At 60.8% G+C, this 15,163-nt stretch carries 15 protein-coding genes and 1 tRNA gene; 10 read left to right on the top strand and 6 right to left on the bottom strand.

The features are described from left to right. Positions 1-25: 25 nt before the first annotated feature. The 4 genes from tssE to tssA form a co-directional block, all read right to left on the bottom strand. Positions 26-439, bottom strand: coding sequence for a type VI secretion system baseplate subunit TssE (tssE, locus tag AC0VX3_RS00135; protein WP_342891728.1), 414 nt, complete (start codon positions 437-439; stop codon positions 26-28). Positions 440-537: 98 nt separating this feature from the next. Continuing rightward, a complete protein-coding gene (tssC, locus tag AC0VX3_RS00130; protein WP_342891727.1) occupies positions 538-2,016 on the bottom strand; it encodes a type VI secretion system contractile sheath large subunit in 1,479 nt (492 codons plus the stop codon). Positions 2,017-2,082: 66 nt separating this feature from the next. Further along, positions 2,083-2,604 (bottom strand): type VI secretion system contractile sheath small subunit, encoded by a 522-nt coding sequence (tssB, locus tag AC0VX3_RS00125; protein ID WP_342891726.1) that lies wholly within the window; start codon positions 2,602-2,604, stop codon positions 2,083-2,085. 161 nt (positions 2,605-2,765) lie between these two features. Beyond that, positions 2,766-4,475, bottom strand: coding sequence for a type VI secretion system protein TssA (gene tssA / locus AC0VX3_RS00120; RefSeq protein WP_475523025.1), 1,710 nt, complete (start codon positions 4,473-4,475; stop codon positions 2,766-2,768). A 202-nt stretch (positions 4,476-4,677) separates the two neighbouring features. Here tssA and AC0VX3_RS00115 point away from each other — a divergent pair, with 202 nt between their 5' ends. Both AC0VX3_RS00115 and AC0VX3_RS00110 read left to right on the top strand, forming a co-directional pair. Then, positions 4,678-5,043: an STAS domain-containing protein gene (locus AC0VX3_RS00115; RefSeq protein WP_342891724.1), complete on the top strand. Its 366-nt coding sequence runs from the start codon at positions 4,678-4,680 to the stop codon at positions 5,041-5,043. Positions 5,044-5,095: 52 nt separating this feature from the next. Next, positions 5,096-5,533, top strand: a complete 438-nt coding sequence (locus tag AC0VX3_RS00110; protein WP_475523024.1) for an ATP-binding protein — start codon at positions 5,096-5,098, stop codon at positions 5,531-5,533. A gap of 125 nt (positions 5,534-5,658) precedes the next feature. Here the strand turns inward: AC0VX3_RS00110 and AC0VX3_RS00105 are convergent, their stop codons facing one another. Then, positions 5,659-6,585 (bottom strand): PP2C family protein-serine/threonine phosphatase, encoded by a 927-nt coding sequence (locus tag AC0VX3_RS00105; RefSeq protein ID WP_475523023.1) that lies wholly within the window; start codon positions 6,583-6,585, stop codon positions 5,659-5,661. 249 nt (positions 6,586-6,834) lie between these two features. Here AC0VX3_RS00105 and AC0VX3_RS00100 point away from each other — a divergent pair, with 249 nt between their 5' ends. From AC0VX3_RS00100 to AC0VX3_RS00070, 7 genes are all read left to right on the top strand, one after another. Then, on the top strand, positions 6,835-7,356 hold the full coding sequence (locus AC0VX3_RS00100) for a ubiquinone biosynthesis methyltransferase UbiE (RefSeq protein WP_475523022.1): 522 nt from the start codon (positions 6,835-6,837) through the stop codon (positions 7,354-7,356). Next, positions 7,353-8,531, top strand: coding sequence for a class I SAM-dependent methyltransferase (locus AC0VX3_RS00095; RefSeq protein WP_475523021.1), 1,179 nt, complete (start codon positions 7,353-7,355; stop codon positions 8,529-8,531). The genes AC0VX3_RS00100 and AC0VX3_RS00095 overlap by 4 nt, the downstream gene beginning before the upstream one ends. After that, positions 8,528-10,936, top strand: a complete 2,409-nt coding sequence (locus tag AC0VX3_RS00090; RefSeq protein ID WP_475523020.1) for a SpoIIE family protein phosphatase — start codon at positions 8,528-8,530, stop codon at positions 10,934-10,936. Before AC0VX3_RS00095 ends, AC0VX3_RS00090 begins: the two co-directional genes overlap by 4 nt. 72 nt (positions 10,937-11,008) lie before the next feature. Beyond that, positions 11,009-11,485 (top strand): slr1658 superfamily regulator, encoded by a 477-nt coding sequence (locus AC0VX3_RS00085; RefSeq protein WP_475523019.1) that lies wholly within the window; start codon positions 11,009-11,011, stop codon positions 11,483-11,485. A 31-nt stretch (positions 11,486-11,516) separates the two neighbouring features. Further along, positions 11,517-11,855, top strand: coding sequence for a slr1659 superfamily regulator (locus AC0VX3_RS00080; RefSeq protein ID WP_475523018.1), 339 nt, complete (start codon positions 11,517-11,519; stop codon positions 11,853-11,855). 104 nt (positions 11,856-11,959) lie between these two features. Then, positions 11,960-12,430 carry a hypothetical protein gene (locus tag AC0VX3_RS00075; protein WP_475523017.1) on the top strand — a complete coding sequence of 157 codons (471 nt, stop codon included), beginning with the start codon at positions 11,960-11,962 and terminating at the stop codon, positions 12,428-12,430. Between the two features lie 245 nt (positions 12,431-12,675). Next, the gene (locus tag AC0VX3_RS00070) at positions 12,676-12,828 is read left to right on the top strand and encodes a hypothetical protein (RefSeq protein WP_475525256.1); all 153 of its coding nucleotides are present in this window, start codon (positions 12,676-12,678) and stop codon (positions 12,826-12,828) included. 70 nt (positions 12,829-12,898) lie between these two features. Here AC0VX3_RS00070 and AC0VX3_RS00065 read toward each other — a convergent pair. Continuing rightward, positions 12,899-12,975 (bottom strand) — tRNA-Arg (locus AC0VX3_RS00065). A gap of 260 nt (positions 12,976-13,235) precedes the next feature. Here AC0VX3_RS00065 and AC0VX3_RS00060 point away from each other — a divergent pair. Next, entirely contained in the window at positions 13,236-14,792 is a 1,557-nt protein-coding gene (locus AC0VX3_RS00060) for a cryptochrome/photolyase family protein (protein ID WP_475523016.1), read from the top strand. The last annotated feature ends 371 nt before the right edge of the window (positions 14,793-15,163 follow it).

Below are 15,163 nucleotides of genomic sequence, written 5' to 3'. Positions count from 1 at the left end.
TGTCCCTGGTGCCGTTCGGCCGTCTTTAAGCGGTGACCCGGATCTGTCCGCTGTTGTCGAGAATGGAATCAAACCGGATCCGCTTCCGGCTGCCTCCCAGATCGAGTTCCGCTTCCACGTTGAAAATGAAGTCGAGCGGCTTTTCGGGATCTTCGACCGCGCGCACGATCGGATTGCGCAGCCGCGGTTCGTAATCCCGGATCTGACGCTCGAGGTTCCGGCAGATTTCGGACGCCGTGTCCTTGTGGGACCTCGAGATCGAGTTGAAATCGGTCAGCCCGAAATCAGGACAGGTCTCGCAGCAGCCGGCAGTGCTGTTCAGCAATATTCTCAGGTCTTCCAGCACACTCTCCAGGACGGCGGCCTCGAACTGGTCCGCGTTCTGATAGTGCGCCCCTGTCGTATCGCTCTCGAGCCGCTGAAACAAACTCACAGCCATGCAGCGAAATTCCCCATCCTGACGAAACAGGTGCCGACCGCGAGACTGGTCTCAGGCCGGCACCTGTCGGGTCGTCATGTTGGTGATCCGGAACGGGATCAGGATTTGTCCAGCTTGCCCTTGAGAGACAGCGTGAAGTCGGCACCCATGTATTTGAAGTGCGGCTGCACGGCCATGGAGACGCTGTACCAGCCCGGTTCCCCCTCGACATCCGAAACGCTGATCTCGGCCTTGCGCAGCGGCCGGCGGGACCGCACGTCCGCGGACGGGTTGTCCTGGTCGGAAACATACTGCCGGATCCACTTGTTCAACTCGCCCTGAAGCTCGCCCCGGTCCTTCCAGCTGCCGATGTTCTCACGCTGAAGCACCTTGATGTAATGTGCCAGGCGGTTGATGATCATCATGTAGGGCAGTTGCGTTCCGAGCTTGTAGTTGAGCTCGGCATCCTTGCCTTCCGGCGAGTTGCCGAAGAACTTCGGTTTCTGCACGGAGTTGGCGGAGAAGAAGGCCGCATTGTCGCTGCCCTTGCGCATGGTGAGCGAAATGAAGCCCTGTTCGGCGAGCTCGTATTCCTTGCGGTCCGACACCAGCACTTCGGTCGGGATCTTGGTCTGCAACTGGCCCATGGCCTCGAAGCTGTGCACCGGCAGATCCTCGACGGCGCCACCGGATTGCGGACCGATGATGTTCGGGCACCAGCGGTATTTGGCGAAACTGTCCGTCAGTTTCGTCGCCAGCGCGAAGGACGCGTTGCCCCACAGGTAGTTGTCGCTGTCGCTGGAGGCTTCCTCTTCGTAGTTGAAGGCCTTGACCGGAGATGTTTCCGGACCGTATGGCGTGCGCAGCATGAACCGCGGCATTGCCAGGGCGAAATAGCGGGAATCCTCGGATTCGCGGAAAGAATTCCACTTGGCGTATTTCGGTCCCTCGAAGATGGATTCCATGTCCTTGAGGTTTGGAATTTCCTCGAAACTGTCGACACCGAACATGGACGGGGCCGCCGCCGCGATGAACGGCGCATGGGACATGGAGCCGACGCTGGCGCAATACTGTGCGAGCTTGATGTCCGGAGCGTTCGGTCCGAAGTCGTAGTTGCTGACGATCGCGCCGACCGGCTGGCCGCCGAACTGACCGTATTCAGCCGTGTAGATGTGCTTGTAGAGGCCGGATTTGACGACTTCCGGGCTGTCTTCGAAATCCTCCAGAAGCTCGTCCTTGGCGACGCTCATCATTTCCACCTTGATGTTCTGGCGGAAATCAGTCCGGTCGATCACGAATTTCAGGCTGCGCCAGGAAGACTCGAGCTTCTTGAATTCTTCATGGTGCAGGATCTGATCGGTCTGCTTGGACAGTTTCTGGTCAATCTCGGCGATCATCATGTCGACCGCGGCGCCGTTCACCTGGCCGCCGGCCTGCGGTTTCAGCAATTCGGAAATGAAGGCGGCGACACCCTTGCGGGCAACGTCATAGCCTTCGTCGGCGGGGGAGAGTTTCGTCTCCTGGAGGATCTGGTCCAGAAGAGACGAGTCGAGTTCCTCGGTCTGGGCCGCGCCTTGCTGTGCGTCAGTGTCTGTCATGATTCAATCTCGTCAGCTAGAAAATCGGAATTACGCTTGGGGCGGCCGGTCTGACGGCCGGACGGGTCACTCGGACTTGTCTTCGGAGGCCCCGGCCACGTTGGTCAATTCCGCCAGAAGTTTCTCGCGCGCCGCCTCGTCTCCCAGCACGCCCTGAATGGCCTTGCGGAAGGCCGGAACGTTGCCGAGCGGACCCTTGAGCGACACCAGCGCCTCGCGCAGTTCAAGCAACTGGTTGAGTTCCGGCGTCTGGCGGACGATCGATTCCGGAGTGAAGTCGTTGAGGTTCTGGAACTTCAGGGACACCGAGAGGTTTCCGGCGTCTTCCCCGTCTTCAGCGTCGACCAGCTTGTTTTCAGTGGCCAGATCCAGCGACAGATCATGGCTCTTCATGACCTCGTTGAAATTGTCCTTGTTGATGTTGATAAGCGTCCGGTCTTCGATCGGCGTATCATCGGGACGCTGCGTGTAGTCGCCAAGCATCACCATTTTCAGCGGCAGTTCGACTTCTTCCTTGGCGTCGCCGGTGGCCGGCTTGTACTTGATATTCACCCGTTCCTTGGGTGCGACCGAAGATTCTTTTGACATGATGTTCCCCGTAGTCTGAGCAGCCATCGGGCACGGAACGACGCGGTCCGGCACCGGTTTTCCTCTAGATCTGTTTATTCCTGTTCAGTTCCTAGTTTGACTATGTGTCAGTTCTATTGAGCGGACTGAAAAATTGATTTTCGACATTCACATAAGCAATACTACTTCCGGCCCGTCAACTCCGCTGCAGCGCCGACATCCAGCAGCGAAAGTGTTTCCATGACGCTGGTGCGAACCTGAACGGCGTCGGCATCCGGCAGGAACTGCTTGATGTTCTTGTGCCCGAGGCTCTGCCAGGACAACCGCGCGAGGGCGACGGCAAGCTCCGGGTCCCAGTGTGCCAGATCGCGTTCGGCAGCGATAGTGCGCAGCGAGCTCAGCAGCGCGAAAAGCGGTTGCATCAGCTCGAATCGAAGGCAGAATTCACCAATCTTGAGTTGCGTTCGGAACCAGTCCCGGCCGGACCCGCGGGTTGCCAGATGCTGTTTCAGGGACGCAAGACCTTCCATGGTCTTGCCGGCAAGGGCAAGTTGCATGGCTTCGGAAGAGACCCGGTCCAGCTCGGAACTCGTGGCGCCGCCACCTGCGCCGCCAGCCTGCACTTCCTGGGCGATCCAGTCTCCGGTTTCAACGCTGGCAAACGGTGTGCCGTCACTGAAGGCCAGTCCGGGAAGATCGGGAAACCTTTGAAGAAAACCGGCGAGCTCGCCGATCACCAGGCGGCGGGCCGCGTCATAGGCGCTGCCTGCGTCCTGCATGGCGGCCGCAAGCTGGCACTGGGTGTCCAGCCAGAACGGCGACGCGACAAAGGCGGATTCCGCGGATTTGATGAGGCCCTCATGGTTTCCCGCGCCCCTGAGCGCGGCCAGTTCCGCAATCTTGGCCTTTTGCGGCGGCGGCAGCGCGGTCTTGCCATCCTTGCTGGGCGGCAGGGCCTCGATCCGGCCCCACAGGGCGAACCGCGCCGCATAATAGCCCCTCGCATCGGCCGGTGCCTGCTGGCGGATGGCGCTGGCGGCCTTGGTCGCGGCATTGAAAACCGCCTGGATGGCACCGGTTACGCTGGAGGTGTCCACCGCGATTTCAGCGGCCGGAGCCGACGCGGGTGGTGCAGCCGGTGTGGGCGCCGGTTGCGACGCCGGCGGCGCGGAAGGCGGAGTGGAAGCGGGTGCCGCCGGTGCGCTTGTGCCTGCTGCCGGGGCAGGCCCCGCGTCCGGCGGGGTTGCAGCGGGAGAAGCTTCGGGTTCCGGTGGCGGCGCGGCAGCGGCTTCGGCGGCCTTGCGCTCCGCCTCCAGGGCGCTGCTGGCTTCCTTTGCCAAGGGCCGCAGGGCCCGGACCAGAGGGCCCAGAGCGACCTGCGACTTGGTCATCTTCTGCTCCAGGGCGGTGTCCAGCTCCAGCAGCGCCTCGTGTGCAATGTAGACTTCGGCGTTGAATTTGCCTTCCGGGGCCTGTGCCTCGACCATCGGCGCCAGCTTTTCGGCCAGCCAGTCATAGGCACCGGCCCGGCCGCGTTCCCGGCGCACCGGCGGCACCATGGTGTCCCAGTGGGCCTCCGACAGGTCCCGCAGGATGACAAGGCCCGTGGCCAGTCCCGGATAGCCTTCTTCGGCGAAGAGCCCGAAGACCAGACGCGTCGCGAGCACCAGATCCTTGGAATTCGACTGAAGGACCTTGACCGTTTCCTCGTTGAGCTGCTTCCAGTTCACCGCGTTCGGGCCGCCGGTTTCCATCTTGCGGAATTCGGATTCCAGTTCTTCGAATTCCGGCGTCTCGCGAAAGTCTTCCTGCGTTGCCGGATTTTCCAGCGCTGCAAGGCCCACCCCGGCGCGAGGATCGTCAAGTGTTGCCAATGGATCTTCGCCGGCCATTCGGGACTCCGGATCAAGGGGACAGGCTTCGCAGGTTCCAAAACCTAAACTGATTCGTAAATTCGTAGCGTTTCAGGTGTTACATCTTTATAAAATTTACAAGGTTCCGGTCGAAATTGGCAGTGAGCGCCCGATTCGGGCCACGACACATGCACGGGCCTTTCGAGAAACCGTTCCGCCTGTGCGCATCCGGGAACAGGCAATGACCGCAGAAGCCGCTGAAATTACCATCGAGCATGAAACAGACGGCGGGGTCACCGTCGTCAGACCCGCCGGCAAGCTGGACACCTTGAGTGCCAGGACCTTCGAGGCCTATCTGAAGGGCCTTGCCGACGCCAATGCAGGTCCGCTGCTGATCGACATGGAAAAGGTCGACTACGTCACCAGCTTCGGATTGAGGTCCCTCCTCATCATCGCCAAGCTGCTGGCGCCGTCCGGTGGCAAGCTGGTTCTTTTCCAGGTGAACCCGTCCGTGATCGAAGTTCTCAAGATTTCCGGATTTCTGAAAATCCTGACAGTTGCTGACACATTGGCCTCGGCAAAAGAGTTGGCTGGACAGCCGCGCTGATCAGCGTGCTCACCATCAACCGGCAACGCAGCGACTGGCAAGGCAGCAAATTGTGGCAAATGTCGAAACAGTAAGCGTTCGAAACGATCTGGCGGAACTGCCGGAGGTCTATGCTGCGCTCGAGGCGTTCTGCGCGGGCGGTGGCCTGCCGGAAACCGTCCGCCGGAGCCTGCTGCTGATTATCGAGGAACTGTTCAGCAACACGGTCTCCTACGGATATGCAAACGGACAGGCGGACCGGATCTCGGTCACCGCTTCCCTGGGATCCGACCATGTCGAACTGACCATGGAGGACAGGGCGGCTCCCTTCGACGGCAGTGTCGCGCCCGACGGGCCGGATACGCAGGAAACTGTCGACCTCAAGACAATTGGCGGCCTGGGCCTGTTTCTCGTGCATCAGCTTGCCGAGGAGGTTTGTTATGAACGCATCGAGGACATCAACCGCATTACCGTCCTTGTCTCCCGCGCGGCGGCCGATACCGCGGACTGAAACCTCGGACTGGCAATTGGAGGTCGGAAGGCCTGCCTGCGATCACGGGCCGGGCCCGAGACGCCGTTCAGGGTGTTGCCGGGGTGTTCAGCGTGGGCGTTCGGCCCAGGTGTTCAACTCGGGTGTCAAAAGGTGAATTCCATCATGGAAAAGTCATCCGGAAGCGGCGAGTCGGCCTGAAAGGCGGCCAGCCAGTCATAGACGGCTTGGGGCGCTGGGCCGGTCACGGTCCGGGTCTTGTCGGCCAGCTGGGACCACGACAGGGTCGCGCCGGTATCATCCTCGATTTCATAGGTGCCGTCGCTGATGACGAGCAGCCGGTCCCCCGGCTGCATCCGGAACGAACCGCCATCGAAGGGCATGTCGGCAATCGCGCCGATGACCATGCCTTCCGGCGTGCCGAGCCCGGTGACCTCGTAGCCGTCCGCTCCGGTTCTCAGGTGAATGGCGGCGGGATGGCCGCCGGAGGCAAAGGACAGCAGTCGGCTCGAGCGCTGGTAGATGCCGTACCAGATGGTGAAGAACATGTTGTTCTGACGTTCCATCGGGAAGGCATTGTTGAGCTTTGCCAGAACATCCGACGGATCGCGGAAATCGGTATCCGCAAGCGTGTTCGCCCGCAGCACGTTGATGATGGCGACGGACAGGAGGGCCGCGCCGACGCCGTGCCCGCAGACATCGATCAGGTAGATCGCGAAATGATCCGCGTCGAGGTCGTGATAGCCGAATGAATCGCCGCCGAGTTCGGTTGACGGGACAAGCAGCCAGTCCGCACCGGGGAACGCCGACCGTTTTTCCGGCAGCATGGAGTAGACGTAGTTGCCCGCGTCGCGCAGTTCCGATTCAAGCCGTTCCTGGGTTCTGGTCAGCAGGATGTTGTATTCGGCCAGTTGATCTTCCACGGCCTCGCCATGCTCGATCGTGCCCTCGTAGAGCAGTTTGAGATCGTCATGCTCCGCGCGCAATTCCTCAAGTTCCTTGCGCACGAGGGCAAGCTCCTGCTCAAGGCTTTGCGGCGGCACTGTGGCGCTGACTGTGTTGCTGCTGGTCATGGTATATCCATCATGCCTTCATGCGCGTGCGGAGGAAACCCGAAGTTCTGACCGGTCCCGGTTAACAGTTTGGGCAGACATCATTGGTACAATCACTGTTGATATATTCTTGGCAATGAGCGACACCGTATTGTTAAATAGATGAATTATCGATGACGCGAGTGATACCGACCGCATTTTCCGCATTTCTTTCAAGTCTACACGGCGCCATGACCAGCTGCGACGAACTACGCCAACGGGGGAATAACCATGCAAGCACCTGCTGAAGGCTTGTCAGCGGTTTCGGAATTGCCGCAGATGATTCACCTCGATCTGGATATCCGGGACTTTTGTTCCGATTGGGGGCATTGCGATCTCGTGTCCGGGTATCTTGCCCGCATGGTCAGCCACAACCGGCTGGATTCGCTGCTGTTTTCAAATCTCTATTCATCCGCGCTCAACGAGTTGCTCGAGGCCGTTTACCGCACCCATGGGGACAGCGGCAAGCTGGACTGCGCCGTCCACCGCCACGGCAATCTGGACCGGATCGTGCTGACCTTTCCCGCGGATGACGCGACCTTCAGCATCTATCAGGAGACAATCCGGAAGGTTGTCAGCGACGATGCCGAAGCCCTCTATCTGGAGGCCCTGTTCGCCGATGACGAGCCGGGTGCAAGTCTCGGGCTTCTGGAACTGGGTGTCGACTACGGGGCCCGATTTGCCATTGAAAGATGTGAAGACGGACGGATGCGTCTGAGTGCCGACCTCACGCTGGAGGACAACCAGGAATGATCGTCGACAACATGGCCCAGGCCTGCCAGTGGAACTACAACGAGAACGATCAGGAGTTCTCCCTGCATGGCAGCCTGAGGCCGCAGCGGGTGGAAGATCTGAACACTTGCATTTCCGCGCTCGAAAAATCCGTGTCGAACGTGAACGGCCTGTTCTACGTCAATGTCCGCCGGCTGGTGCGCATGAACAATGTTGCCTTCCATGCTCTCGGCTGCAAGATTCTCGATCTCGTGCGCTCGCGCAGCGATCTGAAGGTTCACGTCACCACGTCGAGCGTGGTCGGCTGGGCCACGCGAAAATTCGCCGTCCTGGAATCCATGTCGGACAAGATCACCGTCAGCGAATACGACAACGAGTTTTATCCCGGACAGTCCTTCCTGGAGGAAGGCGGCTTCATTCCGATCCTGCGTACCCAGACCAAGCTGACATGGCATCACGAACGCGACATGCTCGCGCGGCACGGCCTGAAAGCCGGCATGCAGGTGGCGGACATCTGTTGCGGGATTGGCGATTTCGCCGTCCTCATGCAGAAAGAATACCAGCCTGACCGGATCGTGGCGCTCGATCACAGCCTCTCCAGCCTGGATTATGCGCGCAAGGTCGCGGCCGATTTCGGCGTGCGCGGCATCGATTATGTGTTCGGGGATGCCTCGGACATGCTGCTGGAGAGCGACCAGTTCGATTTCGTGACATGCCGCCATTCCCTGCAGGTGTTCGACCGGCCGGAGCTGATCCTCAGGGAACTGCTGCGGATCTGCAAACCGGGCGGCAGGGTCTACATCACCAACGAGAAGAATTCCCATTGCCTGGGCGAGCCGCGCTCGGAGACGATCCAGCGGACCTACACGGAAGTGGCCCGGCTGTGGGCGCATTTCAACATGGACATCGAACTGGGCCCGAAAAGCCGCCGTTATCTGGTGGATTCGGGCTTTGAAGACATCCGCATGGAATCGTTCATGGTCACCAACCTGGACGGCGATCCCCAGGACTTCGCGGACATCGTCCAGTCCTGGGAAGATGTCTATGCCGGCAAGATGGCCGTTGAGCGCGGCGACAGCGAAGAGCAGATCAGCGAGTTCCGGAAAGGCTTTCAGGATCATATCTTCGCGGCCCTGCATCCCAAGGGCTATGCGGGCTGGCCGGTCTGGGTCGCGTCGGGACGGAAACCGAAATGAGCGTGACACAGGTAAATGCCGAGCCGCCGCGCAAGAGCGAGCCGGAACACATCGGCGGCTTTTCAAGGCACAGTTTCCGCGCGAAGTTCATCGCGGTTGTCAGTGCGGCGGTCCTGTTCGACCTGATGCTGGCCGGCGGTGTCGCCATCTGGAACGTGCAGCGCCTGTCCGATGACGCCACCGAGAAGGTTCAGACGGGCCTGTCCGATGCGACGGACGAATATCTGCGGACCTATATCGACACGACGGCGCTGCGCACCGAATTGCTTCTGGATCAGGTGTATTCGGAAGTCGAGGCGCTGGGCGCGGCGATGCAGACCCTCATCGACAATCCGGAGACCGGCACCGCCGTTGGCCTGACGGTGGAGGAAGACCCGAAACTCGGCGACAAGCTGGTCTACAACGCCGACGCCGGCTGGGCACAGAACGAGCCGGGCGAGTCGGTGGTCAGCGTCTGGGGCTATCTTCTCGACGACGACGGCAATCCGCTGCCCGAGGTCGCCGACCAGATCGCGGACAGCTCTGCGTTCAATCTCGTCGCTCCGGGCATGATGAAAACGGGATCGCCCAAGCTGCAGCTTTATTATGTCGGTCCGAAGGACCGGCCGATCATGCGCACGACACCCCATACCGGGCAGGCGCAGACCTTCGACGAACTTTATCCCGGCCACAACGACAACAATTTCTGGGACTTCTTCTTTCCCGGCGTCTACGAGGGCTGGCAGGGCTGGCTCGAGGATGCGTCCACCCGGCCGGTGCCGCGCGATATCGTGGGCACGGCGCCCTATATCGACGCCATCACCGGCGCCCGCATCGTCAGTTTCTTCTCGCCGCTGTGGAATGCGGAGCGCACCGATGTGGCCGGCATGACCGCCGTCGACATCACGCTCGATCAGCTCTCCAGTCTGGTCGAGAACGTCAAGATCGCGGAAACCGGCTTTGGTTTCCTGACGTCCTCCTCGGGCAACGTGCTTGCGGTCAGCGACGCCGGCGCGCTCACGCTGGGTCTTGTGTCTGTGGGCGGCGAGGGCCAGGGCGTGACCGGCATCAACCGCTTCCTCAACCAGAGCCGTTATCCCGAACTCGCCAACCTGCAACTGCCCCACGATGCCGGCACGGTGGTCGATACCATCACGCTCGGCAGCGAGGAACATTTCGCCTCCCGGGAGGGCGAAAGCTACATTGTCGTTCTCAAGGAACTGGCTCCTATCAATCTGTGGGACGGCGAAAAGATCGTCTCCGAGAACCTGACCCTGGGCTTCATGGTGGCGACGGACGAGATCTATGCGCCCCTGGAAGAGGTGCGAACCCAGCTGGCCGAAGCGACCGAACGGATCGTGACCTGGCAGATCGCCGCGCTGCTCGTCAGCCTGCTGATCGTGACCCTGGCTGTCTATGCGGTGTCCGGCAGGATCACCAAGGGCCTGTCCGAACTGGCCAATGCCGCCAGGTCGCTGCAGAACAAGGACTATTCGGTCCGTGTCGCCATCCCGACCCGGGACGAGGTGGCCGCTGTGGGCCTCGCCTTCAACAACATGGCCGAGGAAATCAGCTATCATACCGAGAACCTGGAAAACCTGGTCGAGGAACGGACCCGGAAGCTGGAAACGGCGAATGGCGAGATCGTCGCGCTCAACCAGCGCCTGAAATCGGAGAACTTGCGGCTCGGGGCCGAACTGGACGTGGCCAAGCGCATTCAGGAAATGGTGCTGCCGCGCCTGAGCGAGCTGGAAGGCATTCCCCAGGTCGAGATCGCGGCCTTCATGGAGCCGGCCGACGAGGTTGGCGGCGACTATTACGATGTCCTGTTCGACGGCAGCCGCATCAAGGTCGGCATCGGCGATGTCACCGGGCATGGTCTGGAAAGCGGCGTCCTGATGCTGATGGTGCAGTCGGTGGCGCGCGCCCTGCAGGAAAAGGGAGACCGGGACCCGGTCGCCTTCCTCGATGTCCTGAACCGCGCGGTCTACAAGAACATCACCCGCACCAGGTCCGACAAGCACCTGACACTGGCCTTCGTGGATTACGAGGACGGCAAGGTGACGCTGTCCGGACAGCATGAGGAAGTCCTGATCATCCGGGCCACCGGCGAAACCGAGCGCATCGACACGATGGATCTCGGTTTTCCCGTCGGCCTGGAAGCCGACATTCTGCCCTTCGTCGCGACACTGGACCTGGACTTCGGTCCGGACGACATTCTCGTCCTGCACACGGACGGCATCACCGAGGCGGAGAATGCCGCGGGCGAGATGTACGGTCTCGACCGGCTCAGCCAGAGCGCGCATGACAACCGCGGTCAATCCGCCAAGGGCATTGCCGAAGCCGTGATAAAGGACGTCAAGTCGCATATCGGCGACTACAAGGTATTTGACGATATTACACTGGTCGTGTTGAAGCATAGGTAGGGCATGGTCGAGGATTTTGGACAAACGGCTGCCTCGAATGGCGGTGATGCAACCCGGTTCCGCCTGAAGCTGATGGCAGAACCGCTGGACCTGAGCTGGCATCATTGCGGGATCACGTCGGATTTCATCGGCGAGTATTTCAGCCGGGCCTGCGGCGGCCAGATCGATGACGTCGATGCGCGCCACTCCATCAGCTACATGATCAACGAGATCCTGGAAAATGCGGTCAAGTTCCGCCACGGCGGCAACATTGAGATCCACAGCAGTCTCCAGGCCGACACCTTCGAGATCCAGATCACGAACTGTGTTGATCGGCAAACCGCGACGCGGTTCCAGGAACTGCTGACGGAATTGCTGCGACGCGAGCCCGGGGAACTGTTGCTGGAACGCATTGAAGAAAATGCGCTTGACCCGGATTCTTCCGGATCGGGCCTCGGGCTGCTCACCCTGATGAGTGACTACGGGGCCGAATTGGGCTGGTCTTTCGCGTCGGAGCGTGTAAGTGAAGGCCTTGAGTTGACGACATTTGCTTCTTTGCGACTTTCCTGATCGCCGATATATTCCAAAGGAAGAAATCACAATGGAAATCAGCACGAACGATTACCGCGTTTGGACTGAGGGCACCGCCATCCACTATGAGGGGACGATGCGGCTGTCCGGCACCGATGCCTATGCGCCCATTCTCGAGATCATGAATTCCATTCTGGACGCCAAGCCGGAACTCATCACGCTGGATCTGACCGGTCTCGAATTCCTGAACAGTTCCGGGATCAACCTGCTTGCGAAATTCACCATCGAAATCAGGAAAAAGCCGGAAGTCGGTGTCCGGGTGCTGGGGTCCAAGTCGATCCCCTGGCAATCCAAGTCGCTTCGCAACCTGCAGCGTCTGCATCCGGCGCTGGAACTGACGATTTCCTGACCGCAGAGGCTGACACGGAAAGTCGCGGCCCGGAAAGTCTTGGCAAGGAAAGGCTTGGCAAGGAAGATCCGCAAGGAAGGCTGGCAACACATGAGCCGAAGCGCATGCTCGGGAAATCCGCGCTGAAGAGTTGCATTGATGTCCTTTCGGCAGGCGCCGGCAGAAGCCGGTTCCCGCGCACCGCCCTGCTGCCTGCGGTTCTGGCAGCGGTCCTGGCCGTCGCCGGCTGCCAGTCGACCAGCCAGTCGCCTCAACTGGAAAGCGACTATGTCGGCCGGAGTTCGGCTGCCTTCTTCGAAGCCTACGGTCCGCCCGATCAGGTGATCGGCCTGGATCAGGCGCTGAAAAAGGACGCAACCGGCAAGATCGTCACGCAGGACGATCCCAAGCAGCTTGTCTACTACTGGTCCTCCACCAACCCGAAAACCTATTCCAAGGTGCCCAAACCGGCCGGTGACAGCTGCACGCTCGCCATTCTGACCAGCGCCGGCGGCACCATCCTCAGGATCGAGGTGCAGGACGACACCGGCAATATCGCCGCCGTCAAGGCCAGGTGCGAAGCCGTTATCCAGTAAGGCCGCGCCCGATCGACCGCCGCTCCCCGCCAGACGCCGTCGGAAACGGGAGCGGGACACTGCCCGGCAGAAGACGGTCGTGCCTGTCTGGGCCCTCAGTCTGGGGCCCGTCACGTGCCTGTCTGGAGCCAGCCTCGTCCCATGAAAGAAGACCAATGGCCCGCACATCCGCGCAAGCTTGGCATCGTCCACGCGACGGTCATTTGCCTTCTTGAGAAGGGTATCACCAGACTGGCGAACGCGACATCGCGCGCCAGGCGGGCGTCAGCCTCGGCAACCTCTACAGCCACTTCATGAACATGGAAGGCGTTCTGGCGTGCGTTGCCGACATCGAGGGCGCGAAGTCGTCACCGTTCATCGACTTGCCAGGGGATCCTGGCGACCCGCGGGCCGCATAGGAGCGATATGATGATTGGCCTACGGCAGTATCAGCCGACAATCCAGCGATCAGCAACTATTTGAAAAAAATGGCGCACCCGACAGGATTCGAACCTGTGACCTCTGCCTTCGGAGGGCAGCGCTCTATCCAGCTGAGCTACGGGTGCTCTTCGCGCGCGCAAGAGCTGCGCGGCGGATAGAGGGGTCTGATACTAGATCGGGCGGCCCTGAGCAATGGCTTTGTGAGATTTTGGACAAGATTGCAGGCGGTGGCCGAAAGAGCCGGGACGTGCGGCCGGTCGTCGGTCCGGCGAGACGCCGGCGCGCGCCTGGCGGTCAGGTTTTTTGCAAAAAAAATGCCTCCGGAGTGATAGGGCGGCAGGGCGGCTGCGTAGAGAGGACATCTGACACGGACACGGAAGGCCCCATGAGCGATCCGCAGCCCTGCCGCAACCTGGTCGTCGTTCTCGGCGATCAGCTTTCACCGGACCTTTCCAGCCTCAAGCGCGCGGACCCCGCATCCGACCGGGTGCTGATGGCCGAGGTGTGGCGGGAGGCGACCTATGTGCGCCATCACAAGAAGAAGATCGCCTTCCTGTTTGCCGCCATGCGCCACTTTGCCGAAGAGCTGCGCGCGGCCGGCTGGCAGGTCGACTACGTCACGCTCGACGCGGACGGCAACACCGGCAGCTTTCAGGGCGAGGTCGCCCGGGCCGCGGCACGCCATCGTCCGGAAAGGGTCCTGGTGACCGAGCCCGGCGAATGGCGGGTGTTGGAGGACATGCGCGCCTGGCCGTCCGCCCTGGGTGTGCCGGTGGACATCGTCACCGACACGCGGTTCCAGTGTTCCGTGTCGGAGTTCCGCGCCTGGGCGTCCGGCCGCAGGCAACGGCGGATGGAGCATTTCTACCGCCAGATGCGGCGCAAGACGGGGCTGCTGATGGAGGGCGGCAAGCCCGCCGGCGGCAAATGGAACTTCGACGCCGACAACCGCAAGCCGGCGAAGGCGGATCTGTTCATGCCGGCGCCGCAACGGTTCGAACCCGACCGGATCACCCGGGAGGTGCTGGAACTGGTCGCCAGGCGGTTCGGTGATCATATCGGCGATCTGGAACCGTTCTGGTTTGCGGTGACCCGGGATCAGGCGCAGGAGGCGCTCGATCATTTCCTTCAAGAGGCGCTGGCCGGGTTCGGAACCTATCAGGACGCGATGCTGCGCGGCGAGAAATTCCTGTTCCACTCGATGCTGTCGGTCTATCTGAATGCCGGGCTGCTGGACCCGATGGACCTGTGCCGCAAGGTCGAGGCCGCTTACAGGAACGGCCAGGTGCCGCTCAACGCCGCGGAAGGCTACATCCGCCAGATCCTCGGCTGGCGCGAATATGTGCGCGGTATCTACTGGATGGAAATGCCGGACTATGGCGACAGCAATGCGCTGAACGCCTTTGCGCCGTTGCCGGACTTCTACTGGACCGCGCAAACGCGCATGCGGTGCATGCGCGAGGCCATCTCCCAGACGATCGAGGAGGCCTATGCGCATCATATCCAGAGACTGATGATCACCGGCAATTTCGCGCTGCTCACCGGGGTCCGGCCGCAGGAGGTCCACGCATGGTATCTTGCGGTCTATGCGGACGCCTATGAGTGGGTCGAGCTGCCGAACACGCTCGGCATGAGCCAGTTCGCCGATGGCGGCCTGCTGGGCTCCAAGCCCTACATGTCCGGGGGCAACTACATCAACAAGATGTCGGACTACTGCAAGGGCTGCGATTATGACGTGCGCCGGCGCACCGGCAAGGGCGCCTGTCCCTTCAACGCGCTCTATTGGGATTTCCTCGACCGCAACGCGGATGTGCTGAAAGGCAATCCGCGCCTCAACCGGCCCTATGCCACCTGGGCGGCCATGGACGCCGACACACGCAAGGCCCTGAAAGCGCATGCGGGAGAGGTGCTGGAGCAACTGGCCGGGGGCAGGCCGGTCTGAGGCCGGGCGTGCCGGTTCGGACCGGGCGGTCAACGAAAGACCGGAGCGGGACCAATACGGACCTGCCGGGAGATTGGTTTGGGGGCGCCTTTTTCGGTGCTGTTAATTCGGACGGCAAAAAAAACGCGCAGCCGGTTAAGACTGCGCGAATAAAGTTACTGTGCACGTGGCCCCATCGACCACGGCGGCAACTTTACCGGCATCTTTCGAGAATGTCATTACCGTAAAATATTTTATTTTTTGATTCACTTTAATGCGACTGATCGTTATTCATGTTGAGTCATTCCGGGACCAATTAAAATACAAAATAATCTATTTATATCAATAACTTAAATTGCCTGCTTCGATGAATTTCCGTGCTGTTTCGCAGC

The sequence above is a fragment of the Roseibium sp. QJM3NY_11 genome (assembly GCF_056173175.1).
This window is presented reverse-complemented; position numbering and strand designations above follow the sequence as displayed.

Excerpts from the sequence above, each read along its gene's own strand:
- tssB (WP_342891726.1), bottom strand. The coding sequence starts at position 2,604 with ATGTCAAAAGAATCTTCGGTCGCACCCAAGGAACGGGTGAATATCAAG.
- AC0VX3_RS00100 (WP_475523022.1), top strand. The coding sequence starts at position 6,835 with ATGCAAGCACCTGCTGAAGGCTTGTCAGCGGTTTCGGAATTGCCGCAG.
- AC0VX3_RS00060 (WP_475523016.1), top strand. The coding sequence starts at position 13,236 with ATGAGCGATCCGCAGCCCTGCCGCAACCTGGTCGTCGTTCTCGGCGAT.
- tssC (WP_342891727.1), bottom strand. The coding sequence starts at position 2,016 with ATGACAGACACTGACGCACAGCAAGGCGCGGCCCAGACCGAGGAACTC.
- AC0VX3_RS00085 (WP_475523019.1), top strand. The coding sequence starts at position 11,009 with ATGGCAGAACCGCTGGACCTGAGCTGGCATCATTGCGGGATCACGTCG.
- AC0VX3_RS00105 (WP_475523023.1), bottom strand. The coding sequence starts at position 6,585 with ATGACCAGCAGCAACACAGTCAGCGCCACAGTGCCGCCGCAAAGCCTT.
- AC0VX3_RS00095 (WP_475523021.1), top strand. The coding sequence starts at position 7,353 with ATGATCGTCGACAACATGGCCCAGGCCTGCCAGTGGAACTACAACGAG.
- AC0VX3_RS00080 (WP_475523018.1), top strand. The coding sequence starts at position 11,517 with ATGGAAATCAGCACGAACGATTACCGCGTTTGGACTGAGGGCACCGCC.
- AC0VX3_RS00115 (WP_342891724.1), top strand. The coding sequence starts at position 4,678 with ATGACCGCAGAAGCCGCTGAAATTACCATCGAGCATGAAACAGACGGC.
- AC0VX3_RS00075 (WP_475523017.1), top strand. The coding sequence starts at position 11,960 with ATGCTCGGGAAATCCGCGCTGAAGAGTTGCATTGATGTCCTTTCGGCA.
- tssE (WP_342891728.1), bottom strand. The coding sequence starts at position 439 with ATGGCTGTGAGTTTGTTTCAGCGGCTCGAGAGCGATACGACAGGGGCG.
- AC0VX3_RS00090 (WP_475523020.1), top strand. The coding sequence starts at position 8,528 with ATGAGCGTGACACAGGTAAATGCCGAGCCGCCGCGCAAGAGCGAGCCG.
- tssA (WP_475523025.1), bottom strand. The coding sequence starts at position 4,475 with ATGGCCGGCGAAGATCCATTGGCAACACTTGACGATCCTCGCGCCGGG.